The 25389-nt window shown below is 66.2% G+C and carries 33 protein-coding genes; 19 read left to right on the top strand and 14 right to left on the bottom strand.

Annotated elements, in window-relative coordinates:
* Positions 1-135: 135 nt before the first annotated feature.
* The 3 genes from B4K74_RS07285 to B4K74_RS07275 all read right to left on the bottom strand — a co-directional run bounded on the left by B4K74_RS07285 (position 136) and on the right by B4K74_RS07275 (position 3592).
* A complete protein-coding gene (locus tag B4K74_RS07285) occupies positions 136-1650 on the bottom strand; it encodes a type ISP restriction/modification enzyme (RefSeq protein ID WP_286692381.1) in 1515 nt (504 codons plus the stop codon).
* A 37-nt stretch (positions 1651-1687) separates the two neighbouring features.
* Positions 1688-3178 carry an N-6 DNA methylase gene (locus tag B4K74_RS07280; protein WP_286692380.1) on the bottom strand — a complete coding sequence of 497 codons (1491 nt, stop codon included), beginning with the start codon at positions 3176-3178 and terminating at the stop codon, positions 1688-1690.
* Between the two features lie 66 nt (positions 3179-3244).
* Positions 3245-3592, bottom strand: coding sequence for a DUF1428 domain-containing protein (locus B4K74_RS07275; RefSeq protein ID WP_286692379.1), 348 nt, complete (start codon positions 3590-3592; stop codon positions 3245-3247).
* Positions 3593-3790: 198 nt separating this feature from the next.
* On the opposite strand from B4K74_RS07275, the gene B4K74_RS07270 reads away from it, so the two are divergent.
* Both B4K74_RS07270 and B4K74_RS07265 read left to right on the top strand, forming a co-directional pair.
* Positions 3791-5737 carry a DEAD/DEAH box helicase gene (locus tag B4K74_RS07270; RefSeq protein WP_286692378.1) on the top strand — a complete coding sequence of 649 codons (1947 nt, stop codon included), beginning with the start codon at positions 3791-3793 and terminating at the stop codon, positions 5735-5737.
* A gap of 95 nt (positions 5738-5832) precedes the next feature.
* Positions 5833-6153 (top strand): Mpo1-like protein, encoded by a 321-nt coding sequence (locus B4K74_RS07265; RefSeq protein ID WP_123288303.1) that lies wholly within the window; start codon positions 5833-5835, stop codon positions 6151-6153.
* On the opposite strand, the gene B4K74_RS07260 is transcribed toward B4K74_RS07265, so the two are convergent.
* The gene (locus tag B4K74_RS07260; protein WP_286692377.1) at positions 6150-6683 is read right to left on the bottom strand and encodes a 3D domain-containing protein; all 534 of its coding nucleotides are present in this window, start codon (positions 6681-6683) and stop codon (positions 6150-6152) included. The genes B4K74_RS07265 and B4K74_RS07260 overlap by 4 nt on opposite strands.
* A 159-nt stretch (positions 6684-6842) precedes the next feature.
* On the opposite strand from B4K74_RS07260, the gene B4K74_RS07255 reads away from it, so the two are divergent.
* From B4K74_RS07255 to B4K74_RS07240, 4 genes are read left to right on the top strand one after another with little or no spacing between them, the layout of a single operon-like run.
* Positions 6843-7280: a protease inhibitor I42 family protein gene (locus B4K74_RS07255; protein ID WP_286692376.1), complete on the top strand. Its 438-nt coding sequence runs from the start codon at positions 6843-6845 to the stop codon at positions 7278-7280.
* A gap of 48 nt (positions 7281-7328) precedes the next feature.
* The gene (locus tag B4K74_RS07250) at positions 7329-8003 is read left to right on the top strand and encodes a nitroreductase family protein (RefSeq protein WP_123288306.1); all 675 of its coding nucleotides are present in this window, start codon (positions 7329-7331) and stop codon (positions 8001-8003) included.
* 28 nt (positions 8004-8031) lie between these two features.
* On the top strand, positions 8032-9054 hold the full coding sequence (locus B4K74_RS07245; RefSeq protein WP_286692375.1) for a S1/P1 Nuclease: 1023 nt from the start codon (positions 8032-8034) through the stop codon (positions 9052-9054).
* A 3-nt stretch (positions 9055-9057) separates the two neighbouring features.
* A complete protein-coding gene (locus tag B4K74_RS07240) occupies positions 9058-9843 on the top strand; it encodes an RNA methyltransferase (protein ID WP_286692374.1) in 786 nt (261 codons plus the stop codon).
* Here the strand turns inward: B4K74_RS07240 and B4K74_RS07235 are convergent.
* On the bottom strand, positions 9840-10562 hold the full coding sequence (locus B4K74_RS07235) for an NAD-dependent deacylase (protein WP_286692373.1): 723 nt from the start codon (positions 10560-10562) through the stop codon (positions 9840-9842). The two genes, B4K74_RS07240 and B4K74_RS07235, sit on opposite strands and share 4 nt — an antisense overlap.
* A gap of 306 nt (positions 10563-10868) precedes the next feature.
* Between B4K74_RS07235 and B4K74_RS07230 the strand changes: the two genes are divergently transcribed.
* From B4K74_RS07230 to B4K74_RS07175, 12 genes are all read left to right on the top strand, one after another.
* The gene (locus B4K74_RS07230; RefSeq protein WP_286692372.1) at positions 10869-11975 is read left to right on the top strand and encodes an S-(hydroxymethyl)glutathione dehydrogenase/class III alcohol dehydrogenase; all 1107 of its coding nucleotides are present in this window, start codon (positions 10869-10871) and stop codon (positions 11973-11975) included.
* Between the two features lie 116 nt (positions 11976-12091).
* The gene (locus tag B4K74_RS07225; protein WP_286692371.1) at positions 12092-12526 is read left to right on the top strand and encodes a hypothetical protein; all 435 of its coding nucleotides are present in this window, start codon (positions 12092-12094) and stop codon (positions 12524-12526) included.
* Positions 12527-12656: 130 nt separating this feature from the next.
* Positions 12657-13040, top strand: a complete 384-nt coding sequence (locus B4K74_RS07220; RefSeq protein ID WP_286692370.1) for a VOC family protein — start codon at positions 12657-12659, stop codon at positions 13038-13040.
* Positions 13041-13081: 41 nt separating this feature from the next.
* Positions 13082-13336 carry a FitA-like ribbon-helix-helix domain-containing protein gene (locus B4K74_RS07215; RefSeq protein ID WP_286692369.1) on the top strand — a complete coding sequence of 85 codons (255 nt, stop codon included), beginning with the start codon at positions 13082-13084 and terminating at the stop codon, positions 13334-13336.
* Positions 13314-13721, top strand: coding sequence for a type II toxin-antitoxin system VapC family toxin (locus B4K74_RS07210; RefSeq protein WP_286692368.1), 408 nt, complete (start codon positions 13314-13316; stop codon positions 13719-13721). The genes B4K74_RS07215 and B4K74_RS07210 overlap by 23 nt, the downstream gene beginning before the upstream one ends.
* Positions 13722-13804: 83 nt before the next feature.
* A complete protein-coding gene (locus B4K74_RS07205; RefSeq protein WP_123288347.1) occupies positions 13805-15268 on the top strand; it encodes an alanine/glycine:cation symporter family protein in 1464 nt (487 codons plus the stop codon).
* A gap of 15 nt (positions 15269-15283) precedes the next feature.
* Positions 15284-16117 (top strand): S-formylglutathione hydrolase, encoded by an 834-nt coding sequence (gene fghA, locus B4K74_RS07200; RefSeq protein WP_286692367.1) that lies wholly within the window; start codon positions 15284-15286, stop codon positions 16115-16117.
* A 2-nt stretch (positions 16118-16119) separates the two neighbouring features.
* Entirely contained in the window at positions 16120-16344 is a 225-nt protein-coding gene (locus B4K74_RS07195) for a hypothetical protein (RefSeq protein WP_286692366.1), read from the top strand.
* A gap of 99 nt (positions 16345-16443) precedes the next feature.
* Positions 16444-17058 carry a superoxide dismutase gene (locus tag B4K74_RS07190; protein ID WP_286692365.1) on the top strand — a complete coding sequence of 205 codons (615 nt, stop codon included), beginning with the start codon at positions 16444-16446 and terminating at the stop codon, positions 17056-17058.
* Between the two features lie 162 nt (positions 17059-17220).
* A complete protein-coding gene (rpsD, locus tag B4K74_RS07185) occupies positions 17221-17838 on the top strand; it encodes a 30S ribosomal protein S4 (RefSeq protein WP_123288317.1) in 618 nt (205 codons plus the stop codon).
* Positions 17839-18104: 266 nt separating this feature from the next.
* On the top strand, positions 18105-18500 hold the full coding sequence (locus B4K74_RS07180; protein ID WP_286692364.1) for a hypothetical protein: 396 nt from the start codon (positions 18105-18107) through the stop codon (positions 18498-18500).
* A gap of 112 nt (positions 18501-18612) precedes the next feature.
* Positions 18613-18741: a hypothetical protein gene (locus tag B4K74_RS07175; RefSeq protein ID WP_260155362.1), complete on the top strand. Its 129-nt coding sequence runs from the start codon at positions 18613-18615 to the stop codon at positions 18739-18741.
* A gap of 9 nt (positions 18742-18750) precedes the next feature.
* On the opposite strand, the gene B4K74_RS07170 is transcribed toward B4K74_RS07175, so the two are convergent.
* The 9 genes from B4K74_RS07170 to map form a co-directional block, all read right to left on the bottom strand.
* On the bottom strand, positions 18751-19170 hold the full coding sequence (locus tag B4K74_RS07170) for a hypothetical protein (RefSeq protein WP_286692363.1): 420 nt from the start codon (positions 19168-19170) through the stop codon (positions 18751-18753).
* A gap of 93 nt (positions 19171-19263) precedes the next feature.
* Complete coding sequence (locus B4K74_RS07165) at positions 19264-19695, bottom strand: acyl-CoA thioesterase (protein ID WP_123288320.1); 432 nt, start codon at positions 19693-19695, stop codon at positions 19264-19266.
* A complete protein-coding gene (grxD, locus tag B4K74_RS07160; RefSeq protein WP_123288321.1) occupies positions 19695-20048 on the bottom strand; it encodes a Grx4 family monothiol glutaredoxin in 354 nt (117 codons plus the stop codon). Before grxD ends, B4K74_RS07165 begins: the two co-directional genes overlap by 1 nt.
* A 79-nt stretch (positions 20049-20127) precedes the next feature.
* A complete protein-coding gene (locus B4K74_RS07155; RefSeq protein WP_286692362.1) occupies positions 20128-21042 on the bottom strand; it encodes an aldo/keto reductase in 915 nt (304 codons plus the stop codon).
* 3 nt (positions 21043-21045) lie between these two features.
* On the bottom strand, positions 21046-21288 hold the full coding sequence (locus tag B4K74_RS07150; RefSeq protein WP_123288323.1) for a BolA family protein: 243 nt from the start codon (positions 21286-21288) through the stop codon (positions 21046-21048).
* A 54-nt stretch (positions 21289-21342) separates the two neighbouring features.
* A complete protein-coding gene (locus B4K74_RS07145) occupies positions 21343-21861 on the bottom strand; it encodes a GNAT family N-acetyltransferase (RefSeq protein ID WP_123288324.1) in 519 nt (172 codons plus the stop codon).
* Entirely contained in the window at positions 21858-22841 is a 984-nt protein-coding gene (locus tag B4K74_RS07140; protein WP_286692361.1) for a N(4)-(beta-N-acetylglucosaminyl)-L-asparaginase, read from the bottom strand. Before B4K74_RS07140 ends, B4K74_RS07145 begins: the two co-directional genes overlap by 4 nt.
* Positions 22838-23566 (bottom strand): RadC family protein, encoded by a 729-nt coding sequence (gene radC, locus B4K74_RS07135; protein WP_286692360.1) that lies wholly within the window; start codon positions 23564-23566, stop codon positions 22838-22840. Before radC ends, B4K74_RS07140 begins: the two co-directional genes overlap by 4 nt.
* A gap of 31 nt (positions 23567-23597) precedes the next feature.
* Positions 23598-24419, bottom strand: a complete 822-nt coding sequence (gene map, locus B4K74_RS07130; RefSeq protein ID WP_286692359.1) for a type I methionyl aminopeptidase — start codon at positions 24417-24419, stop codon at positions 23598-23600.
* Between the two features lie 162 nt (positions 24420-24581).
* On the opposite strand from map, the gene B4K74_RS07125 reads away from it, so the two are divergent.
* On the top strand, positions 24582-25361 hold the full coding sequence (locus tag B4K74_RS07125; protein ID WP_286692358.1) for a competence/damage-inducible protein A: 780 nt from the start codon (positions 24582-24584) through the stop codon (positions 25359-25361).
* The last annotated feature ends 28 nt before the right edge of the window (positions 25362-25389 follow it).

Raw genomic sequence — 25389 nt, 5'->3', positions numbered from 1 at the left:
ACCCCGAAGGGGTGGAGGGGGCGGGTACGGCATTTTCCTGTGTAGTCTGAGCGCGAAGGCGTGATGGACGCGATCGTGCGAGCGGCCGCCCCCTCCACCGCAAGCGGTCCCCCTCCCCCGCTTCGCGGGGGAGGATCAGGTTTTCTGCTCTCGCGCCGTCGTCGGCAGGGCCGCCATGGCGTCGGTGATGGCGACGGTTTCGACGCTGACGGTGACGACGCGGGCCAGCAGGTCGACCACCGTCTCCTTGTAGTCTGCGAAGCGGTAGGTGTTGAACTTCTCGCGGATGGTGGGGTCTTTCGGCGTCTTTTCCTTGTGCTGGTCCAGCACCCAGTCGATGGCCGAGCGGTTGCCGAGACGATAGCGCCAGGCCTCGGTCGGGATGCCCGACAACTGGGTATCGGCGTCCAGCACGACCACGCCCTTGTCGGGGTCGGACTTGAGCTTGACCGCCGGGGTGGTGCCTTCGGCACGCTTCGGATCGGGGGCGTCGGTGCGGGTCAGGGCGAAAGGTTTGGCCGTCTCATAGCCGATGTGCAGGTCCAGCAGCGCCTGACCCCAGTCGCGCCAGCGCTTGAAGTCGGGGTACAGCGGAATGCGCGGGAACTCGCGCTTCAGGTTCAAGGCATAGGTTTCGCGGTACACCGGGTCGTGCAGCACGGCATAGACGTAGGCGAAGATGTCGTCCTTGGAGATCGCGGCGGCCTTGCCGTAGCGGTCGGTGAACTGTTTCAGCGCCCAGTCGGTGATGTTGTCGATTTGATCTTTCCCGACGTACCGATAACGGCCCGTGTAGCGGTAGCCATCGACTGCAGCGCCAAAATGCCGGTCAATCGGCAGAGTGGAAGCGAGAGAGCAATATCCGGAACGGAAGCCCGGATCGCTGAAAGCTATCGCGACGTTTGCTCGCCCCTTCGGGAAAAAGTCCTCTGCACGGAACTGATAGGCATTGAGGCAGCGGTCGAAATACAGATGCCGCTTCGCGAACGGGCGATAGTTCACTTGAACAATCGCGTCGTCCGAATACGTGACCTTATCCCCTTGGCGGATGTGGCGCTCCGACTCACGATCCCATTTCACCGAGGTATCCAGCGCACCTCCCGCTCGCCGAGCTTCGTATGCCTCAACGAGCCTGCGCGCCTTGGCTTTGAGGGCATCCTTCGACGCGCTGTAAACCCATTCGTCTTTTTTCGTTTCAATGCCGTTGGACACGACTTCAAAGAGGCCGCCGCGCGGCCCGCCAGTGAGCGGCAAAAGGGACTCCCAGTCGTTCTCGGTCTGATCCAGCCAATGGTGCTGTTTGTCAGGCTGGATGGTCTGAACCTCCAGCTTGCTGATGCCGCCGATCGACGAGATCGCCGAGAGCTTGTCCTCCGCTGTCTCCATTTCCGGCCGACGCGCGTAACGGATCACGGCCCCGCCCTTGTGGCCCTTCTTCTTGACCAGAAAGACCATCGCCACCCCGGTCTGAATGCCGAAGACGTTGTGCTTGGTGCCCGAGAGCTTCGGATTGTCGCGGACGTCGCCGCCCAGGTCGAAGACCCAGATTTCCGCGAACTCGCGCGCGATCACCTTGCGGAAGCCGTCATAGGCGGCCTTGGAGAACGGCTTTCGCCCGATGATGAAGGCGATGACGCCTTCGTCCTTCACCCGGTCCGACGCCCAGCGGACGAAGCGGGTGTACATGTCATAGACGCTGTTCTTGTTCTGGGCCGTGCCTTCCTTGATGTAGGTGGTGGCGATCCGCTGATCGACCCGGGCGTAGGGCCGGTTGGCGTTGTTCTGATTGTAGTTTTCCTGCCAGGCGTTGTAGGGGGGGGTTGCCTATGACGACGCTGATCCGGCGGCTGTTCTGGCGCTTCACCCGCTCGGAGTTCTCGTCCGAAATGGTGGCGAACAGGTCGTGCTGGTGGCCGGAATAGACGCCCAGCGCGGCGACGTTGTCGAGGGTGTCGACGAAGCAGAGGCCGGGGAATTCCTCATACTTGCCGACGATGGCGGCATAGGTGGCCTCGATGTTCAGATTGGCCACATAGTAGGGCAGGATCGCCACTTCGTTGGCGTAGAGCTCGGTCAGATATTTCCAGGCCAGTTTTTCCGGCCGGCCCCGGAAATGCTCCATCAGTTCGACGATGAAGGTGCCGGTGCCCGTGGCCGGGTCGAGGATGTTCACATCCCGGTCGATGAGCGACTTCTTGAAGTGCTTCTCGCAGAGCCAGTCGGTGCTCTCGATCATGAAGCGCACGATCTCGTTGGGGGTGTAGACCACGCCCAGCTTGTCGGCGGCCTTGGGGTTATAGACCTTGTAGAAATTCTCGTAGATCGACTTCAGGAAGCCCTGCTTTTCAGAGTGCGAGCTGATGCGGGCGGCGGTGGCGCGGATGGCGGCATAGTAGGGTTCAAGCGCCGCCAGGGTCTGGCGCTTGACGTCGCCGCGCCAGAAGCTGGAGTCCAGCGTGTGCAGGGCCTTGGCGACGTTGTTCTCGCGGTGGAAGTCGTCGTTGCCGAACACGCGGCCGAAGATGTCTTCGGTCAGGATGTGCTGGATCAGCATTTCGCGTACGTCGTCGATGGTGACCGACGGGTTGATGGCGGTTCTGGCCTGTTTGAGAAAGGCGGCCGCCGCCGCCTTGAAGGTGTCGTTGGAGGCGTAGGCGTCGTCGATGCGCTGGCGCAGGGCCACCAACACGGCGGGCAGGTCAGCCTTGAACTGGACAATGGCCTTGCGGAACTCGGCGATCTCGGGCCGCTGCCACCCAAAGAACAGCTCCAGCAGGTTCTGGAGCGCGGGGCCGTCGTCGGTCTTGCAGCGGATGACCTCGACGCCGTTCTGGATCAGGACGGCCTGGGTGGAGTCCTCGAAGATGATGTTGGTGTCGGGATAGCCGCGCCGGAATTTCTTTTCGATCTCGGCGTCCAGATCGTCCTTGTCGTCCTTGGCCTCCCAATAGCCGAACGGCACGCGCAGGTCGTGCATGAGGGCGCCGTCGACGTAGTTACGCACCTTGGCCGTGGTGATGAACTCGTGCTCGGGGATGAAGACGAGGTTCTGGGACTTGCCCCACTTTTTCAGCAGATCCTTGAACGCTTCGCGGATGACAGACTCGCGCTGCGCGCCCGACACGCGTTTCAGCGTGGCGAGGTCGTTCAGATATTCATTGATCAGCAGTTGGCTCATACGTCCCCCCCGCCCTTGTCGCCCGGTTCGCGCGGCGGTGGCAAGCGGGGGTGTCGGCGGCGCGGCCTAGCCGTCGATCAGGACGTCGAAGCCGGCGAAGATCATGCGCTTGCCGTCGAACGGCATGTCCATTTTCATCATGGCTTCGTTCTGCATGAGGGCGTCCCAGGCCTTGTCGCGGGTGGCGCGGTCGGGCCAGGTGATCCAGCCGACGGCGACCGTCTCGTCGGTCTTGAGCTGAACGGCCCTTTTGAAGTCGGTGACCTTGCCGTCGGGGATGTCCTCGCCCCAGCACTCGGTGACCTTGAGCGCGCCGGCCTGTTTGAAATGGACCGTGGTGTCCCGCGAATGCTGGAGGTAGGCGGCCTTGTTGGCGGTCGGCACGGGGATGACGGTGATGTCGAGAAAGGCCATGGGGGGGGATCCTGAAGGGACGGTGTCTGCGCCCACCTGACACCGGAATGGAGCCCCGGGGAAGGGCCTCGCGCAAAACCGCCCCACCATGGCCTTTATCCGTGTATAGAGGCAGCCTCCCTTACCGCCCGGCCCGAGGTTTACGCCTTGGCCGGGCGCGGTCGTTTCGGCGACCCTTCTTGCTGTTCAGGACCTTCGATGCCGTTTCCCGCTACCCATCCCGCGCTTGATCGCGCCCTGGCCGACCGTGGCTATGCCGAGCCGACACCGGTTCAGGACGCCGTGCTGGAGGGCGACCATTCAGGCTCGGACCTGCTGGTCTCGGCCCAGACCGGTTCCGGCAAGACGGTCGCCTTTGGTCTGGCGGCCGCGCCGACCCTGCTGGGCGAGGCCGAACGGTTCGGCAAGGCGGGCAAGCCGCTGGCGCTGGTGATCGCGCCGACGCGCGAACTGGCCCTGCAGGTCGCGGCCGAACTGACCTGGCTCTACGCCGGGACCGACGCGAAGATCGGCACCTGTGTCGGCGGCATGGATGCCCGCAAGGAGGCCCGCGCCCTGGGCTGGGGCACCCACATCGTCATCGGCACGCCCGGGCGGCTGAAGGACCATATCGACCGCGGCAATCTGGACCTGTCGGAGCTGAAGCTGGCGGTGCTGGATGAGGCCGACGAGATGCTCGACATGGGCTTTCGCGAGGACCTCGAGTTCATCCTCGACCAGTCGCCGGCCGAGCGCCGGACGCTGCTGTTCTCGGCCACCATCGCGCGCGAGATCGCCGTGCTGGCCAAACGCTATCAGCGCGATGCGGTGCGGATCGACACCACCAACAAGAGCCAGCCGCACGGCGACATCGAATACCGCGCCATGCGGATCGCGCCGAACCAGATCGAACACGCGGTCGTCAATGTGCTGCGCTTCTTCGAGGCACCCGGAGCGCTGGTGTTCTGCTCGACGCGCGAGTCGGTCAAGCATCTGCAGGCCGCCCTGCGCGAGCGGGGCTTTGCCTCGGTCGGCCTGTCGGGCGAGCTGAGCCAGCGCGAGCGCACCGACGCCCTGCAGGCGCTGCGCGACGGTCAGGCGCGGGTCTGTGTGGCGACCGACGTGGCGGCGCGCGGGCTGGACCTGCCGGACCTGGGGCTGGTCATTCATGCGGAGCTGCCGGTCAACCGGGCGACCCTGCTGCACCGATCGGGCCGGACGGGCCGCGCGGGCAAGAAGGGCGTATCCGTCCTGCTGGTGCCCAATCCGAAACGTCGTCGCGCCGAGATGCTGCTGTCGTCGGCAGGCGTCACCGCCAGCTGGGACGTGGCCCCCGGGGCCGATGCCATCCGCGCCCAGGACGAAGCTCGCTTGGTCTCCGGTCCCATCTTTGACCAGCCGGTGGCGGACGAGGACTTTGCGCTCGCGAAGAAGCTGATGGCCGAGCGCACGCCGGAAGAGATCGCCTGTGCCTTCATCAGCCTGCAACGGGCCAAGATGCCGGCGCCCGAGGACCTGACCGATCCGGGCGAGCGGCCCGAGCGCAAGGAACGCGGCGATGCGGCCACGGCCTGGCCGACCGAGCGGCTGCAACCGCATGAGGTCAGCTGGTTCCGCGTCGATGTGGGCCGCCACAGCGAGGGCAAGCAGGCCGATCCCAAGTGGCTGATCCCGGTGATCTGCCGGCTTGGCGGGATCACCAAGCGCGAGATCGGCTCGATCCGCATCCTGTCGCACGAGACCCGGTTCGAGATCGCGCGGGCCGCCGTCGAAGGCTTCCGGTCGGCGCTGGCCGCGGCCAGGAACCCCGAGGTGGCCATCACCCCGTCGTCGGCCCCCGACAATGCCTATGAGGCGCGGCCCAAGCGCCCCTTCGTCAAGAAGCCCTATGCGCCCCGCGCCGAGGGTGAGGCCGAAGGCGGCGAGCGTCCGCGTCCGGCATGGAAAGCGAAGAAGCCGCCTTTCCAGCCCAACACCGACGCGGCCCCCGCCGAGGACCGCAAGCCGTGGAAGGCCAAGGGCGATCCCAAGGCCAATGGCAAGCTGCGCGGCAATGCGCCGTTCAAGGGCGGCGCGCCCAAGCCCCGGGTCGAGGGTGCTGCCCCTGTGGCCCGCGCCAAGCCGCCGTTCAAGAAGACCGGCAAGCCGCACAAGCGCGCAGGCTAGAGCCGCCCCCTCCACCGCTGCGCGGTCCCCCTCCCCCGCAGGCGGGGGAGGATCAGGGACTTGCCCTGTCGGAAAAGGCAACGCACTCTTTGCCCATGAGCACGCACGCCCCTGAGGAACGGTTCGCCTCGTTCGAGGCCTTCTATCCGTACTACATCCACGAGCACTCGAACCGGACGTGCCGGCGGATCCATGTGGTGGGGTCCGCGCTGGTGCTGGTCGTGCTGGTGACGGCGATCGTGACGCGGAACGCCTGGTGGCTGCTGGCCATGCCGGTGATCGGCTATGGCTTTGCCTGGGTCGGGCATTTCTTCTTCGAGAAGAACCGGCCCGCGACCTTCAAATACCCGCTGTGGAGCCTGATGGGCGACTGGCGGATGTTCTTCGAGACCGTGACGGGCAAGCGCCGCTTTTAGTCCCAGGCGGGCGGGCAGCCGTCGAAGGTGCCGGCGCGGACGACCGTGAGGCTGCGCATGTTCAGCGGCATGACCGGGGCCATCGAGCCGCGCCCGTGACCGGTATACAGGTCGATCTTGTTGCCCTTGATGGCGCCGCCGGTGTCGGAGGCATACCAGTAGCCGTCGTGGATGGTGCCGTCAGCGAGGCGCAGGCCGACCGTTTCCTTGATGAACAGACGCGTGCGGCGGGGCACAACGCGCGGGTCGGTGGCCACGGTGCGCATTGCGATCGGACGGCAGCCCAGCGAATCGTTGCCGGTCGCTCCGCCGCCACCCGCATGATACATGCGCGCCGACAGCATCCAGTCGGCCGGGCGCACGGCCAGGGCCTTTTGATCCTCGTTCAGGGACAGCCAGACATCGGGGGCGAACCCATGTTCGGCGGCCTCGGCTTCGGCCGAGACCAGCGCTTCATAGGGCACGGGGTCGATGGATGAGGCGACCGCAGGGGTCACCAGGGCCAGCACCAGAGCGAGGGTCTTGAACATGGAGGAATCGCCATATCGCCGATCCTCGAACCGACCGGCGCCGGGTGTTTGCTCGCCGAATGGGACAAGAAGACGGCAGGGATAGCAGGACTTGGTCAGGTCCTGTGGGTTGGCCTGTGGACCAGCTCGGGTCAGGATGTCGGCAGGAGGAGAAGAGTCATGCGTGTTCTGAGGCTTCTGATGCTGGCCGGGATCGCCGTCGCGGTGCTGGCGCTCGCCGCCTGCGACAGGGTGACGCCGGACAGCCGGGACACGTCCCTGCCCCCGCCAATCCCCGAAGCCGTGACGGTCGTCATCGACGAGTGGGACGGTCCGGCCAACATTCGCGTCGGCCAGACGATGGCAGTGACGTTGAGCTCGAATTTCGACTGGCAGATCACCACTCTGCCGGACAATCTGGAGCTGCTGGGAACGGAGACAGGCCCCACAGACACGGCCCAGCGGGACGGCGGCGCCACCGGCGGGGCCAGTTGGTTCGTCTTTCACCTGAAGGCCGGGGCGCCCGGCGAGGGAGATCTGGTGCTGGTCGAGGCCCCGGGGTGGGAGCCGGAACGCCAGATGCAGACGGTCGTCATTCCGGTGCAGGTAGAACCCTGAGGCCGGACGGGTCTATCAAGGGGCGCTGATCGCGACGGAGCCTGCCCGATGAAAGACCACCCCGCCACCCCGCTGGTCGGCTATGCACCGCTGACGGACGATGAGGCCACCGCTCGCGCCACAGGCTTTCGCGAGGAGATGGCCCGACGGCGAACGGTGCGGGAGTTCTCGGACCGACCGGTGCCGCGTTCGGTGGTCGAGCAGGCGCTGCTGACCGCCGGATCAGCGCCGTCGGGCGCCAATCACCAGCCCTGGTTCTTTTCCGTGATCGAAAGCGCCGACGCCCGGACCCGCATTCGCGAAGCGGCCGAGGCGGAGGAGAAGGCCTTTTACGAGACCAAGGCGCCGCAGGAATGGCTGCAGGCGCTGGCGCCGCTGGGCACCGATCCGGACAAGGGGTTTCTGGAGGTCGCACCGGTGCTGATCGCCATCTTTTCCCAGAAGCGCGGCGGGCCCCGGCCGGGCGATGCGAAGAAGAACTATTATGTCACCGAGAGCGTCGGCATCGCCACGGGCCTGCTGATCGCGGCCCTGCACAAGGCCGGCCTTGCGACCCTGACCCACACGCCCGCGCCGATGAGCTTCCTGAGCGAGATCTGCGGACGACCCGCCGAGGAAAAGCCGTTCCTGTTACTGGTGGCTGGCCATCCGGCGGCGGACGCGACGGTGCCGCTGGCAGCGCTGGACAAGAAGCCGCTGGACGCCATCGCCGCATGGATTTAACCCGCCCCCAGTCCCTGGAGCGCCCCTGATGAAACGCCTGATCGCCACCGCCCTCGCCCTGACGCTGATCGTTCTGCCCGCCGCCGAGGTCGCGGCCTGGGGGGCCAGTGGTCACCGGATGGTCGGCCAGGCCGCCATGCGGGCCCTGCCCGAGGAACTGCCCGCCTTTCTGAGGACGGCCGAGGCCGCCGCCCAGGTCGGCGAACTGTCGCGCGAGCCCGACCGCTGGAAGGGCGCCGGCCAGCCGCACGGCCGCGAGCGCGACACCGCCCATTTCGTCGACATGATCGAGGACGGCCGCATCATGACCGAGGCCGGGCCGCACATCCGCGACCTGCCGACGCTCAAGTCCGAATATGACGCCCTGCTGCTGGAGGCCGGGATCAAGGTCAATGACGCGGGCTATCTGCCCTATGCGATCATGGATGCCTGGCTGCAGGTGGTGCAGGACTTTGCCTATTGGCGGGTGCTGACGGCCGCCGAGGCGCGCGAGACCGACCTGGCGCGTCAGGCCTGGTACCGCGAGGACCGGCTGCGGCGCGAGGCCCTGCTGCTGCGCGATATCGGCATGCTGTCGCACTATATCTCGGACGGTTCGCAGCCGCTGCACACGACGATCCACTACAATGGCTGGGACCGGGATACGGACAATCCCGAGGGCTTCACCCGATCGCGCCAGACGCACGGCCTGTTCGAGGGCGACTTTGTCCGCGACCGCGTGAATCTGCAGGGCATCGAGGCGGCGATGACGGCGCCGCGTCTGGACGGGTTCGACCTGCGCGCCCGCACCGCCGACTATCTGCTGGTCGCGCTGGACCAGGTGGTGCCCTTCTACCGGCTGGAGAAGGCCGGGGGCTTCGTCGAGGCCGATCCGCGCGGGGTGGACTTTGCCACCCAAAGGCTGGCGGCGGGCGCCAGCGAGCTGCGCGACCTGATCGTACTGGCCTGGCGCGAGTCGGGCACCCGCTCGATCGGCTGGCCCGCGGTCAAGGTGGCCGAGGTTGAAGCCGGCACCGCCGACCCCTGGCTGTCGATGATCGGTCAGGACTGACGGGTGAGCGAGACCGCCGCGCCGACGCCACCCGTCATCATCCTCGACAAGCCGCAGCTGGCCGACAACATCGGGGCGGTAGCGCGGGTGATGGCCAATTTCGGCCTGTCCGAGCTGCGACTGGTGGCCCCGCGCGACGGCTGGCCGCAGGACCGGGCCTGGGCCACGGCCTCGGGCGCCGACTGGGTGCTGGACGGCGTCCGGGTCTTCGACAGCGTGGCCGAGGCGATCGCCGACCTGAACACCGTCTTTTCGACCACAGCCCGCCCGCGCGAGACGCGGATGCCCGTGCGGACGCCGCGCGAGTCGGCGCGCCTGCTGTATGACGACCGGGCCTCGGGGCTGAGCGTCGGCCTGTTGTTCGGCGGTGAGCGGGCGGGGCTGGAGACCACCGACATCGCCCTGAGCCAAGGGATCACCACCATCCCCATCGACCCCCGGCACCATTCGCTGAACCTGGCGCAGGCGGTGGCGATCAATGCCTATGAGTGGCGGACGCTGATCCTCGATGCCCCGCCGCCGCGCTTTCGCGAGGGCGACCCGCCGGCGTCCAACGACCTGCTGGTCGGCATGTATGAGCATCTGGAGACCGAGCTGGAGGCGGGCGGCTTCTTTCATCCGCCGGAGAAGAAGCCGTCGATGAGCCAGAACCTGCGCGTCATGCTGGGCCGGGCCGGATTCAGCGCGCAGGAGGTGGCGACCTTTCGCGGGGTGATCCACGCGCTGGCCAAGGGACGCGGGCGCCTGCTGGCCCGGATGGCGGCCCGGCGCGAGGCGGGCGAGACCTAGCCTCTTGCCTGAAGGGTGGCGACGAAGGCCGGGACGACTTCGGTCGCGGGGCCGTGGTGCGTCTCGTCGAACAGGTCCGAGATCAGCGAGGGTTCGAGGTTCAGTTCGACGGTCCGCGCCCCCGCGTGGCGGGCGATCTCGACGAATCCGGCGGCCGGATAGACGGCGCCCGAGGTGCCGATAGCGAGGAACAGGTCGCAGGCCTGAAGCGCGTCGTGGATGACCTCCATCTCGAGCGGCATCTCTCCGAACCAGACGATGTGCGGACGCAGGCGGCCCTCGGGGTGGTGGGGCGAGGCGCTGTCGGTGGTCAGGGCGCCGGGGCACTCGCAGATGCGCCCCGTCCGCGTGCAGGCGGCCTTCAGCAGTTCGCCATGCATGGGGATCAGGCGAAAGCCCGGGGCGGACGCCACCTCGGCATGGGCGCGGGCGTGCAGGTCATCGACATTCTGGGTCACCAACGTCAGCGCTCCCGGCCAGCGCACGGCCAGGTCGGCCAGCGCCCGATGCGCGGCATTGGGCTGCACCTCGGCCAGCTGGCGCCGGCGGGCGTTATAGAATTCGTGGACCGTCGCCGGGTCGCGGTGAAAGGCCTCGGGCGTCGCCACATCCTCGATCCGGTGGCCCATCCACAAACCGTCCGACGCGCGAAAGGTCGGCACGCCCGATTCCGCCGAGATACCCGCGCCGGTCAGGATGACGATATTTCTGTGCTGCATGGTCTGGACGGTGCCTTTGGAAAACAGGGTCTGAATAGTCTGAATCGACTGAAATGAAGTGTCATCGGTTGGCATTGGTCCCTTCTCCCCTTGCGGGAGAAGGTGGCAGGGGAAGCCTGACGGATGAGGGGTGGCACAGGTCAGGGAAAAGAGGCCGACACCGGCCAAGCGTGGAGAGACCCCTCATCCGCCCCCTTCTCAGGGGGCACCTTCTCCCACAAGGGGAGAAGGGACCCGACTGTGTTTTGGGTTGAAAGCGGGGGCAAGGGGTGCAACGCCTCGGGATCAGATCAGGAGCCCTCCCCCATGAAGACCCGTGCCGCCGTAGCCTTTGAAGCGAAAAAGCCGCTTGAGATCGTCGAGGTCGATCTGGAGGGGCCGAAGGCGTTCGAGGTGCTGGTCGAGATCAAGGCGACGGGCATCTGCCACACCGACGCCTATACGCTGGACGGTCTGGACTCCGAGGGCATCTTCCCCAGCATTCTGGGCCATGAGGGCGCCGGCGTGGTGGTCGAGGTGGGGCCGGGCGTGACCTCGGTCGAGGTCGGCGACCATGTGATCCCGCTCTACACGCCGGAATGTCGCCAGTGCAAAAGCTGCCTGAGCCGCAAGACCAATCTGTGCACCGCCATCCGGGGCACGCAGGGCAAGGGGCTGATGCCCGACGGCACCTCGCGCTTCAGCTACAAGGGGCAGGCGATCGCCCACTATATGGGCTGTTCGACGTTCTCGAACTACACCGTCCTGCCCGAGATCGCCCTGGCGAAGATCCGCAAGGACGCCCCGTTCGACAAGGCCTGCTACGTCGGTTGTGGCGTGACCACGGGCGTGGGGGCGGTGGTCAATACGGCCAAGGTCGAGCCGGGCGCCAACGCCGTGGTCTTCGGCCTGGGCGGCATCGGGCTGAACGTCATCCAGGGGCTGAAGATGGTCGGGGCCGACATGATCGTCGGCGTGGACATCAACAATGACAAGGAAGAGTGGGGCCGCAAATTCGGCATGACCCATTTCGTCAATCCGAAGAACGTGTCGGATGTGGTCGCCCATCTGGTCGAGTTGACCGGCGGCGGGGCGGACTACACCTTTGACTGCACCGGCAACACCACCGTCATGCGTCAGGCGCTGGAGGCCTGCCACCGCGGCTGGGGCGAGAGCATCGTCATCGGCGTGGCCGAGGCGGGCAAGGAGATCGCCACCCGCCCGTTCCAGCTGGTCACAGGACGGGTCTGGCGCGGCAGCGCCTTTGGCGGGGCGCGCGGCCGCACCGACACGCCGCGCATCGTCGACTGGTACATGGACGGCAAGATCGAGATCGACCCGATGATCACGCATACGATGCCGCTGGAAGACATCAACAAGGCCTTCGACCTGATGCACGAGGGCAAGAGCATCCGCAGCGTGGTGGTGTTTTGAGAGCAGCCCCTATCCTGCTCAGCCTGCTGCTGATGGGTGGCTGCGACGCCACGCCGGACCGGGAACCGCGAGGAGATGATTTCCGGAAAAGCCGAGTCCCCGGCCCAGCGTGGACCATGCACAGTGTCACACTCTACCTGCCGGGCGAGGTCATCGAACCAAGAGTTCCGGCTGGGATTTTGGCTACCTACGTCGAGGCCTTGAAAGAGAGCGCCTCGACCGAATTCTCGGCTCAATCACACGCGGGGGTATCCGGCGTGATCATCGTTATGATCAAGCCGGGGCAGGGCGCACGAAGCTGGATTGTCACAGGGACGCCGATCCAGGCGGAAGTTCTGGCGCCGATTGAAGAGGGCCTTGAGGCCGTCGTGCCGCCGGATGTCTCCGGCGGGCCCGTCGTGTTTGGTCTGGTCTTCTCGGCCTGGGGCGGCGGTGAACCTCCCCCCGGCATGCCCATGCCGATTCCCGAGAACTGGGACGTCCTTTCTGGCCCAGAGGGCAGGCTGATGGACGACGCCTTCTTCAACGAAGTCTGGATGTTGCCGGGATAGCGCAAACGCTTCCGGGCTGGGCTTTATCGTTGAGGCACCGTCCCGGATATTCGGCGCGAATTCCGGAATGACAAGGTGACAAAAGTGTAGTTAGTCTACAAAAGAAACGAACACTCCGGGGAGGGAAGCCATGTTCACCCACATCACCGTTGGCGCCAATGACGTCGAGGCGTCGCGCCGCTTCTATGATGCTGTGCTCGGCGCGCTGGGGCATGAGCCGGCGCAGGGGCCGGACCCCAAGGGGCGCTATTGGTGGCGGACGCGGATGGGGGCCTTTGCGGTCGGCAAGCCGATCGACGGCGAGCCCGCCTGCCACGCCAACGGCGGCACCATCGGCTTTGCCGCCGAGACGGCCGACATGGTTCAGGCCTTTTATGATGCCGGGGTGGCGGCGGGCGGCACCGCCATCGAGGACCCGCCCGGCGAGCGCAACGGCCCGTTCGGCGCGCTGATCCTGGCCTATCTGCGTGACCCGTCGGGGAACAAGGTCTGTGCGCTGCACCGCCCCGGGTAAGAAATATTGCCCCGATGATAGCAAGGCGCTATCATAGCCCTATGGGCCAGCTTCTTATCCGCAATGTTCCCGACCATGAGATCGCCGAGCTGAAGGCCCAGGCGGAGCGCGAACGCATCTCGCTGGAGCAGCGGCTGCGCAATCTGGTGGCCGAGGCTGCTCGCAAGGAGCAGGACGCATTCTGGGAACTGGCCGCCCGGATGCGGGAAGCCACGCGGGGCGCAGGCATCGACGTCGATGCCACCATTCGCGAGGGCCGGGAGGAACGGGACCGTGCCATCATCGGCGATCTTTGACGCCAGCGTCGTCGTCCGCTGGGTCGTTGATGATCCGCTGACGCCCGCTGCCATTGAAGCCAGCGAAACGTGGGCTCCCGTCGCGCCAACCCTGCTGGGCAGCGAATTTGCCAATGCCCTGCGGAGCCAGGCCAAGGCGGGTCGATATGAAGCGGACTGGTGCCTGGCGCAGATAACCCGCCTGACCAAGCTGATCGATTTGCGGGACGAGCGGGAGCACTGGCCGCTGGCGCTGAAGTTGGGGCTGGAGCGCGACCATGCCGTCTATGACTGCGTCTATGTCGCGATGGCCGTCAGCCTTGCCCTACCCCTGATCACGGCCGACTCCAGACTGACCAACAAGTTTTCCGACCTGCCCGGACTGGACCTGAGACCTCTGCGGTAACGACGCGCGGTCAAAAAGTCGTTCCCATTCCGGGACAGCCGGTTATGGTGCCCGCTTTCATCGGCATCCCGGGGGAATGGGGAATGAGCGACGCAGCAACGCCCGCAGGCGTGCAGGCCTTTTACGACCAGGTCACCAACGTCAGTGACTTCATCTGGGGCGGGACCTGGAACGGGGAGGCCGTAATCCCCTTCCCGCCCATGGTGATCGTGCTGCTGGGCGTCGGCGCCTGGATCATGATCGGCCTGCGCTTCTATCCGCTGCTGAAACTGGGCGAGGCCTTTGCCGGTCTGTTCAAGAAGGATCCCTCGGGCAAGGGCGAGATTTCGCCGTTCGCGGCCCTGTCGACTGCCCTGTCGGGACAGGTCGGCACGGGCAACCTTGCGGGCGTTGCGACCGCCATCACCCTGGGCGGACCTGGCGCCCTGTTCTGGATGTGGGTGACGGCTCTGTTCGGCATGGCGCTGGCCTTTGCTGAAGGCTCGCTGGCCATCCGCTTCCGCGATGTCGGCCCGGACGGCGCCTATCGCGGCGGACCGATGAGCTATATCCGCAAGGGTCTGGGCAAGAAATGGAGCTGGCTGGCTATCCTGTTCTGCCTCGGCACGCTGTTCTCGGCGGTGGCCACCGGCAATATGATCCAGGCCAATTCGATCGCCGACTCGATCACCAATCTGGTCCCCGTGACCGAATGGGGCGCGGGCCTGATCGTGGCCGCGGCCGTGTTCGTGGTCATCATCGGCGGCATCAAGTCGATCGGCAGCGTGGCGGAAAAGGTCGTGCCGGTCATGGCCGTCTCCTATCTGCTGCTGGCCCTGCTGGCGCTGATCCTGAACATCGAGGATCTGCCGGCGACCTTTGTCATGATCTTTGACAGTGCCTTTACCGGCATGGCGGCGACCGGCGGCTTTGTCGGCGCGGGTGTGATGATGGCCATCCGGGCCGGTGTGGCGCGCGGCCTGTTCTCGAACGAGGCCGGTCAGGGCTCGACCCCCATGGCGCACGCCGTGGCCAAGACCGACGATCCGGCACGTCAGGGCCGGTTCGCCATGATGGGCACCTTTATCGACACCATGGTGATTTGCACCATGACCGGTCTGGTGATGCTGACGGTGCAGGGGTCCTTCCCCGCCGGTGACGGCACGGTCGAGCATGTCTGGAACTCGGACCTGCGCGGCTTTGAGATGACGCTGGCGGCGTTTTCCGCCGTGTTCCCGCAGATCCTGTTCGGAACGACGTCGATCGGCGGCTTTGTCGTGTCGCTGGCGCTGATCCTGTTCGTGTTCACCACCCTGCTGACCTGGAGCTATTACGGGGAGCGGGCGGCCACCCATCTGTTCGGACAGGGCGTCGCCATTCCGTGGCGCCTGCTGTGGGTGGTGATGATCTTTGTCGGGTCGTTCCAGCACATCGAGTTCGTCTGGCGCATGGGGGACATTTCCAATGCCGCCATGGCCCTGCCGAACCTGATCGCCCTGGCGGCCCTGTCGAGCGTGGTGTTCGCCCTGGCCCGCGGTGACAAGACTGCCGGCAAGACGCACGACTAAAGGAGACCTCCCGCCGTGGACGTCCTGAAGACCCATGTCGTCCACGGCGGGACGCTTCGCTATCTGAGCCACGACAGCGCGGCCACCGGCACAGCGATGAAGCTGTCGGTGTTCGTGCCGCCGGGTGAGGCCCCCTTTCCGGTCGTCATCTGGCTGTCGGGCCTGACCTGTACCGAAGACAATTTCACCACCAAGGCCGGGGCCTATGAGGCGGCGGCGCGGCTGGGCCTGATCGTGGTGGCGCCCGACACCAGCCCCCGTGGCGAGGGCGTGGCGGACGACGAGGCCTATGACCTCGGCCAGGGCGCCGGCTTCTATGTCGATGCGACCGAGGCGCCGTGGGCCCCGCATTTCTGCATGGAGACCTATGTCACCCGCGATCTGGTCGAGCTGATCGATGCTGAGTTCCCGACCAATGGCCGGCGGGCCATCCTGGGCCATTCGATGGGCGGGCACGGGGCGCTGACGCTGGCGCTGAACCATCCGCATCTGTTCGCCTCGGTCTCAGCCTTTGCGCCGATCGCCTCACCGACCCGCTGCCCGTGGGGCGAGAAAGCCCTGAACGCCTATCTGGGTCCGGATCGCGAGCGCTGGGCCCGGCACGATACGGCCCTGCTGATCGAGGCGGGCGTGGCCAATGGCCAGTTCGACGACATCCTGATCGATCAGGGCGACGCCGACGGCTTTCTGGTCGAGCAGCTGAAGCCCGATCTGCTGACGGCGGCGGCCGAGGCGGCGGGCCAGCGCCTGACCTTGCGCATGCAGCCCGGCTATGACCATTCCTATTTCTTCATGGCCAGTTTCATCGCGGATCATCTGGCCTTTCACGCAAAGCGGCTGAAGGCCTGACCATGGCAGACCCCGATTATGACGCCATGTTCGCCGAGCTGTGCGTCAAGCTGGGCTTTTGCCTGCATCCCAAGGGACAGGCGCGGGTGATCGCGGCCCTGCCCAACGGCTATGACGCCGCCATGCGGGCGGTGTTTGTCGCCGAGGGCACCGATCCGGGCTCGATCCCCGGCGACCTGAAGCGGGCGGTGCGCGACTGTCTGAAGGCCCACGCCACCGCGGGCTGATCCCGACGAAATCGGAACGAATTCGCCCTCCGTCCCTTGGGTCTTGAGGCGCCGCACCTATGTGTACGGCCAAGATTACCCCAGACCCAGGAGCCCGACATGGCCTTTACCCTGCCCCCCCTCCCCTATGCCTATGACGCGCTGGAACCGGCCATCGACAAGGAAACGATGACCTTCCACCACGACAAGCACCACCAGGCCTATGTCGACAAGCTGAACGACGCCGTGGACGGCGACGACAGCCTGAAGGGCAAATCGCTGGAGGACATGTTCAGGACCATGTCGAAACTGCCCAAGGCCGTGCGCAACAACGGCGGCGGCCACTGGAATCACGCCCTGTTCTGGAAGCTGCTGGCCCCCGAAGGCCAGACGGGTGAGCCCTCGGGCGCACTGAAAAAGGCGATCGACAAGGATCTGGGCGGGATGGACAAATTCAAGGAGGCCTTCAACGCCGCCGGCGCCGGCCAGTTCGGCTCGGGCTGGGCCTGGTTGATCGTTCAGGACGGCAAGCTGAAGGTCACCTCGACCCCCAACCAAGACAATCCGCTGATGGATGTAGCTGACGAGCAGGGCACTGTGATCCTTGGCGCCGACGTCTGGGAACATGCCTATTATCTGAAGTACCAGAACCGCCGGGCCGACTATCTGAAAGCCTTCTGGTCCGTGGTGAACTGGAACGAGGTCAATGACCTCTATGCCAAGGCCGTTTCCTAGGGGCTGATTGTTGACTCCGGAGGGCGGGACCGCCATAAGCCCCGCCTCCACGTCCCGTCGCAAGACTGGGGCGGGATTGATGACGGATGATGCGTGGACCGCCGTTGAGATCGCATTCCCAATATCGGGGATGCCGGGCCGCATCGCGATAGAGAGCAACATATGTCCAAGCGCCACAGCGCCAAATACAAGATCGATCGGGCCATGGGTGAGAACCTGTGGGGCCGGTCCAAGTCTCCGGTCAACAAGCGTTCCTACGGCCCCGGCCAGCACGGCCAGCGCCGCAAGTCCAAGGTCTCTGACTTTGGTCTGCAGCTGAAGGCCAAGCAGAAGCTGAAGGGCTATTACGGCAACATCACCGAAAAGCAGTTCGCCAAGACCTATGAGGAAGCCGCCCGCCGCAAGGGCAACACCTCGGAGCTGCTGATCGGCCTGCTGGAATCGCGTCTGGACGCCGTCGTCTACCGCGCCAAATTCGTTCCGACCGTCTGGGCTGCCCGTCAGTTCGTCAGCCACGGCCACGTGACCGTCAACGGCAAGAAGGTCGACATCGGCTCGTACCGCGTCAAGGTCGGCGATGTGGTCGAGATCAAGGAAAAGTCGCGCAGCATGGCGCTGGTCCTTGAGGCCATGCAGTCGGGCGAGCGGGACATTCCGGATTATCTGGAAGTCGGCGATCGCGGCTTCTCGGTCCGCTGGGTGCGCGTGCCGGAACTGGCCGACGTGCCGTTCCCGGTGAAGATGGAACCCAACCTGGTCGTCGAATACTACTCTTCGTAAGTTAGGGCGCTAACGCTCGCCGCGCGGCGGCTCGCTTCTTGAGCGCGTTTGCCGGTCTTGCCCTCAAGTCGCGAGTGACCGCGTCACGAGCATAGGGCCAGAAGATGCGCTCAAGCAGCGAGGTTCCGCGAACCGAGCGTTAGCGCAAGAAACAGGGGCTCCGGAGCGATCCGGGGCCCTTTTTCGTGGACGAAAGCCGGTTCGGGGATGCCAAACGATCCGAATTGAGGCAGTCTTGACGCTTGGGAAAGGCGCGGGGACAGGCCATGTCACCACATCGCACATCTATTGGTCTGATCGGGGCGGTGGCTCTGGGCGCGCTGACGGTGTCGGGTTGCGCAAGCCTGCCAGACTGGCTGAGTGGGCGCCCGCCGGTCGAGGATGGCCCCGGCGTGGTCGAGCCGATCCGTGCCGCGGCCGTCGGTCAGGACACGGTCCTGTTCTGGATCAGCAGCAATGGCTGCACCGAAAAGAGCGATCTGGTGCCCGTGGTGCGCGAGACCTATGACGGCGCGCGCGTGACCCTTCGCCGGGTGCGGGACGACCGCTGCACCAATCCGGAGAAGAACGGCGTCGAACTGCGCTGGAGCTTTGAGGAAATGGGGCTGGCGCCCGGCACCCGGCTGCAGGTCGCCAATCCCTATCGCCCCGCCCAGGGCTGACGTCGAGGCTTTCCGGGCCTTGCGCATTGAGGATTATTCACGTGCATCCGTGCGCGGAGGGGGCGAAAACAGGTGGCGTTTCGCTCACTCACATCCTTCGGGGGATATCACCATGCTTCGCCGTCTGACCCTTATGGCCGCCATCGCCGCCCTCAGCACCCCGCTGCTGGCCGGCTGCATCATCGTCACCACCGACAAGCCCGAGACCCAGGTCATCCAGGCGCCCGCTCAGGAAGACTGAGGGCGCACCCTAGCGGTTCAGGCGTTCCCAGGTTTCGACGCAGGTGGAAATCCGCTCGGCCGCCCCGGTCGAGCGGTCTTCGGCGACATGGCGGCGGGCGAGAGCCGACTGTTCGCTTTCGAGGGCGGTGACGTCGGCCGGTTCCATTTCGGCGCGCCAGGCGTCGGTGCCGCCGGCCATATCCACCAGGGTGCGGTTGATGGTTTCATGCTGCTCATCGGCATCCACCGCGGCCGGGTCGACGAGTGCGGCCATGATGCGGTCGGCAAAGGCCGGATCACCACTCAGGATCTGGTCGTTCAGCACGGTGAAATAGGTCGAACAGCCGACCGCCTCCCGCTGAAGCTCTTCTGTGTTTGCGCCGCCGCAGGCCGCGAGCCCGCCCAGCATCACAAATCCGATCGTCAGCGTCGGCACGATCCGTCGCATCCGGTACCTCATCATAGCCACCCCAAGCCGGCAATCGTTCACGCAAAGGCCGGTCGGTTCAAGCCTTTTCCGCCCTCAGTGCCGAGCAAAAGGTCAGACCGTGGCCAGGAAGGGGGCGATCATTTCGCCTGCGATCCGGTGCGGGCGCAGGGTGCGGGCGTCGACCAGGCACCATTCGGACACGCCCTGGGCGCACAGACGGCCCTGACCGTCCTCGATGCGGACATAACGGTTGAAGCGGGGCCCCTGGGGATCGCCGACCCAGGTGCGGGCGACGACGCCCGTGGCGCCGGGCTCGATCCCGCGCAGATAGTCGACCTCATGCCGGAGCGCGACCCACGACCAGCGGGCGCGCGTGGCGTCATCAAAGCGCGCATTCCAGTGGGCGGTGCCGGCGTCCTGCAGCCAGCCGACATAGACCACATTGTTGACGTGGCCATTGGCGTCGATGTGTTCGGGACGCACCTCCAGCGGGACGACGAAGACCTCGCGGTCCTCGCGCGGGACCAGCGGCGCCCGGGCCATCAGGCGTCTGCGTCGCCGAGCGGCACGCCCTTGTCGGCCATCAGGGTGCCGAGCTCGCCGGCCTGGAACATCTCGCGCACGATATCCGATCCGCCGACGAACTCGCCCTTCACATACAGCTGGGGAATGGTCGGCCAGTCGGTGAAGGCCTTGATGCCCTCGCGCAAGCCGTCGTCCTGCAGCACATCGACGCCAACGAAGGGTGCGCTGAGGTGGTCTAGGATCTGCACCGCCTGGGCCGAGAAGCCACAGCGCGGCGCATCCGGCGTGCCCTTCATGAACAGCACCACGGGGTGATCGGCGATGGTCTGGGCGATGAAATCGCGCACGGGGTCGGCAGCGGTGTCGGTCACGGGAGATACCTCTTCAGCAGGCCTGTGAGCTAGGAGGCCCCGAAGGCCGGGTCAAGGGCAGGCGCGGTCAAGGGCAGGATCAGGCGGCGGCCGTGCCGACCCGGGCCATTTCGATCTGGGCGGGCAGACCGGGCGGAAGGTCGCGCTCGGGCACCTGGGCCAGGTCATTGACGCGGTCGTCGGTCGTGGCGCTGATCATGACGCTGGAGATCGACGGATCGACCAGGGCATAGCCGAGGCAGATCTGCTCGGCCGTCCAGCCGTGGGTGCGATGCAGGAAGGCAAAGGTGCCCATGCCCTTCAGCGGCGTATCAGGCGTGCGCGACCGGCCGAGGCCAAACAGGCCGCGTTTGGGCGCATGCACCGTCTCGGCCTTTTTCGGCGTGTCGAGACTGTCGGGGAAATAGCCATAGCCGAGGATGGCCATGTCACGCTCGCGCGCATGGCGGACCCGCGACAGGATACGCCAGTCGGAATTGACGTGGAACGGCGTCGCCAGCACATCGAAGGCACCGGTCGAGACATAGGTGTCCATGACCTCGCCCTCGCCCGACACCCCCAGCAGGCGGACGCGCTCGGAGGCGCGGAGTGCCTTGAGCGCCTGCAGGGTGGACTGGGCCAATTCCTGTTCCTCGGGCTCATCCAGCAAGGCGACGTCGATATGGCCCAGACCCGAGACATGGAGCACCCGGTCCATCGCGTGGGTCATGCCCTCGGCCGAAAAGTCGCGTTGCGAGCCCCGCCTTCCGTCGCCCGTGCCCAGCATCAGGGTGACCGAGACCAGCTTGCGGTCGACATGGCTGAGCGCCTGACCCACCACATCGGCCAGCACCGGGTCGGCGGTCTCGAGGCGGAAGCTGTTGATGCCGGCCTCAAGCCCCGCATAGATCAGCGACTGGGCGGCTTCGAATCCGCGCGCCAGCGCCGCATGGCCGAGGCTGAGGGTCAGGGAGGATACGGCGGTGCCCGCATAGCCAAAGGGACGATAACGCATGGCTCAGCCCTTTCCTTCGGGAGCGGCGGTCTCGAGCGCCAGGGCGTGCAGTTCGCCGCCCATCCGGCCCTTGAGCGCGGCATAGACCATCTGATGCTGTTTCACCCGGCCCAAGCCCGCGAAGGCCCCGGACACGACGCGCGCGCGATAGTGATCGCCGTCCCCGGCCAGATCGACAATGTCGATCTCGGCATCCGGAAAGGCTTCCAGAAGGTGCGATCTCAGACTGTCGGCGGACATGGGCATGGGTGAAACCTGATTATTCGCCTCCCCTCATGCCTCATAAACCTTAATGTCCGGCTACGTTCCGGCACGTTCCAGCAGGATCACTGCATCGCCCTTGTAGGTGGTCTCGGCATAGGGCTTGAACCCCAGCCGACCGGCCAGCGCCAGCGACGGGGTATTATCGGGGCTGATCATACAGACCAGACGATCCGCCTTGAGGTGCTGTTCTGCCCAGGCGATGGCGGCGGCGGCGGCTTCGAACGCCATGCCCTTGCCCTGAAAGGCCGGCGACAGGCCCCAGCCGATTTCGGGCGCGTCAAAGGCGGGGTCGACGATGCGGCGATAGCTCAACAGGCCGACGCTGCCAATATAGCGGCCGTCGCCCTGGGTGCGGATCGCCCAATTGCCATAGCCCATGACCTGCCAGTGGCCGACATCGCGCAGCAGGCGGAACCAGGCCTCCTCGGCATTGAGCGCCTGGGGGAAGATGTGACGGAAGAAGCCCGGGTCGGCCAGCAGGGCGCACAGGTCGGCATAGTCTCCCTCTGCCACCGGGCTCAGGATCAGGCGGTCGGTTTCGATCACCGGGCTCATGAAAACAGGCTTTCGGCCCGGACCAGCCGGGTTTCACCCGCTGCATCCGTGACCGCATAGGTAAAGCCGGGGCGCAGGGCCCACGCTCCGGCGCGGCCCTGTTTGTCCAGCGCCAGCAGGGCGACCTGATGGTCGGCGATACGGTCGCCACGCAGCCGGGCGAGGCGTTCGATCACCCGTTTGCAGGCGGCATCGGGATCCAGACCGGCGCGCATGGCCTCGACCACGGCATGGGCGCCCGAAACGCGCAGGATGTCTTCGCCCACGCCCGTGCCGGTGGCGGCGCCCACCTCGTCATCGACCGACAGGCCGGCGCCGGGGATGGGGCTGTCGCCGACCCGGCCGCGCATCTTGAAGGCCATGCCCGAGGTGGTGCAGGCCCCGGCCATGGCTCCTGTGAGATCGATGCCCAGAATGCCGATGGTGTCGTGATCCGAGGCCCCGCCCGGCCAGTCGGTGTTCTCGCTGTTGGCGCGGGGTGCATAGTCCGAGGTTTCCAGCCAGCGCTTCCACGCGGCCTCGGCCTCTGGCGTCAGAAGGCGGGTGGTCTCGAACCCCTGATCCAGCGCAAAGGCGCGGGCCCCCTCGCCCACCAGAATGACATGGGGCGTGGCCTCCATCACCCGGCGGGCGACCGAGACGGCGTGGACGATATCCTCGAGCGCACAGACCGAGCCCATGTCGCCACGCCCGTTCATGATGACGGCATCCAGCGTGACGTGACCCTCGCGGTCCGGAAAACCACCGATGCCGACCGAGGCATTGGTCACATCGGCCTCGGCCACCCGAGCGCCCGCCTCGACCATGTCGAGGGCCGAGCCGCTCGCCTCCCGCACCGCATGGGCGGCGGCATTGGCCGGAACGCCGAAGTCCCAAGTGGAGACCAGCACGGCGGGGGGCGCGTCCGCATGGGCGATCCCGGTGGCCGCCGCCGCCGTGGCAGCCCCGGCCAGCACAGCCCGGCGCGACGGGCCGCTCACATCAGCCCCAGTTGTTTGAAGCTGGCCACACCCTTGCGGCCAACGATCAGATGGTCGTGCACATCGACTCCGAGAGCGCGGGCGGCCTCGACCACCTGACGGGTCATGTCGATATCGGCGCGGCTGGGCGTGGGGTCTCCGGACGGGTGGTTGTGGACGATGATCATGGCCTTGGCCGACAGTTCGAGCGCGCGGCGGACGACCTCGCGTGGATAGACGGGGGCGTGGTCGACCGTGCCCCGGTTCTGGATCTCGTCGAGGATCAGCTGGTTGCGGTTGTCGAGATACAGAACCCGGAACTGCTCGCGCGGTTCATGTTGCAGGCTGAGCCGGACATAGGACAGCAGCGAGGTCCACGATGAGATGACCGGCCGGTTGACGGCCTCCTCGCGCGCGACGCGGCGGGCGACCTCGTGCAGGGCGGCGATGTCGAGCGCGGTCTCGGCGCCGATGCCCTTGGTACGCCCCTTGGTGTCCTCGGCCTTGACCGTCATCAGGTCCTCGACCGAAGCGGCCAGCACGGCGGCCAGCGAGCCAAAGCGGGCCAGAAGAGCCTTGGCGATCGGCTTAACGTCGCCCTGGGGCTGGCTGCGAAACAGGAACAGCTCCAGCAGCTCATAGTCGGGCAGATGGTGGATGCCGGCCCCGCGCGCCCGCTCCCTCAGCCGCTCGCGATGACCGGCGTGGTGAGGGGCTTTGGGTTTTTCCGGTGGCTGTTCCAACATGGCCTTCCCCGACTGCGGGTAAAGGCTAGCCTCAGAATGTCGGGCGGAACAGGCCTGCGGGGCTGGCGGTGAAGATTTCAACGCCGGTCTCGGTGACGCCCACGCTGTGCTCGCACTGGGCCGACAGCGACTTGTCGCGGGTGACGGCCGTCCAGCCGTCGGACAGCACCTTCACCTGGGGCTTGCCCAGATTGACCATGGGCTCGACGGTGAAGAACATGCCGGGCTTGAGCACTGCGCCCTCGCCCCGGCGGCCATAGTGCAGGACATTGGGGCTGTCGTGGAACAGGCGGCCGATGCCATGGCCGCAGAAGTCGCGCACCACGCTCATGCGCTGCTCCTCGACCAGACGCTGGATGGCATAGCCGATGTCGCCAAAGGTATTGCCCGGCTTGATCTGGGCAAGGCCGACCTCGAGCGAGTCATAGGTGACCTCGATCAGGCGGCGGGCGCGGGTGTTGATCTCGCCGACCGCATACATGCGGCTGGAGTCGCCATGCCAGCCGTCGACGATGACGGTGTGGTCGATGTTGACGATGTCGCCGTCCTTCAGAACCTTGTCGCCCGGAATGCCGTGGCAGACGACATGGTTGATCGAGGTGCAGATGGTCTTCTCATAGCCCTTGTAGCCCAGGCAGGCCGGGACGGCGCCGTGGTCGAGGGTGAACTCGCGGATGCGGTCGTCCAGCTCGCCCGTGGTCACGCCGGGCTTGACGTATTCGCCGATCATGTCGAGCGCTTCGGCGACCAGACGGCCGGCGGCGCGCATGCCCTCGAAGCCCTCTTCGTCGTGAAGGCGTATCTCGTTGGTGCGGACGAAAACGTCGCCGTCCATATCCTGGGCTTCATACATGCGGGGCGTCCCGGTAAGTCAGTTTCGACGCGATAGTCCGGCAGGAACCGCGTCGTAAGGAGTAAAGGTCACCATGAAGATAGCACACATGCCCGCCATGCCGCGACCGATGCGGGGCCATATCGGCCCTTCAGCCCCCGTGCGCAAGCCAGGGGGCCTTCGATGAGCGCGGTGATCTCTCCCACGGCCGCCGTCCTGATCATCGGGGATGAGATCCTCTCGGGCCGGACGAAGGACACCAATCTGAACACCCTGGCCCGGTTTCTGACCGCGCTGGGCATCGACCTGAAGGAGGCGCGCACGGTCGGCGACACGCCCGATCAGATCATCGACGCCGTGCGGACCCTGTCGGCGAACCACGACTATCTGTTCACCACGGGCGGCATCGGGCCGACCCATGATGATATCACCGCCGACTGCGTGGCCGAGGCCATGGGGGTCGGCCTGCCCGAAAATGACGAGGCGTTGGCGATCCTGGAGCAGCGCTATGGCGATGAGCTGAACGATGCCCGGCGGCGGATGGCGCGTATCCCCGAGGGTGGCTCGCTGATCGCCAATCCTGTGACCGATGCGCCGGGCTTCCAGATCGGCAATGTCTTCGTCATGGCCGGCGTGCCGAAGATCATGACCGCCATGCTGGACGACGTCGCGCCCCGCCTGCGGGTCGGCGCGATCACCCACGCCCGGACGCTGAAGGTCGAGGGCGTCGGCGAGGGCGATGTCGCAGAGTTGCTGACGGCTGCGGCCGACGCCAACCGGACGCTGAGCTTTGGCAGCTATCCCTTCGGACACGGCACCGTGGGCGAATATGGCACCCAGCTGGTGGTGCGGGGCCGCGATGCCGCGACCCTGTCAGCTGCGGTCGAAGCCCTGAAGGAGGCCGTCGAGGTCACCCTGGCGGACCGAGGCGTGCGGGTGTTCGAGGTCCAGCCCGAGGCATAGCCCCCTTCTCCCCCCCGAAACGACACCA

The organism is Brevundimonas sp. UBA2503 (assembly GCF_002341485.1).
GTDB lineage: Bacteria > Pseudomonadota > Alphaproteobacteria > Caulobacterales > Caulobacteraceae > Brevundimonas > Brevundimonas halotolerans.
Note: the sequence above shows the minus strand (reverse complement) of the source record. Positions and strands in the feature narration are given on the sequence as shown.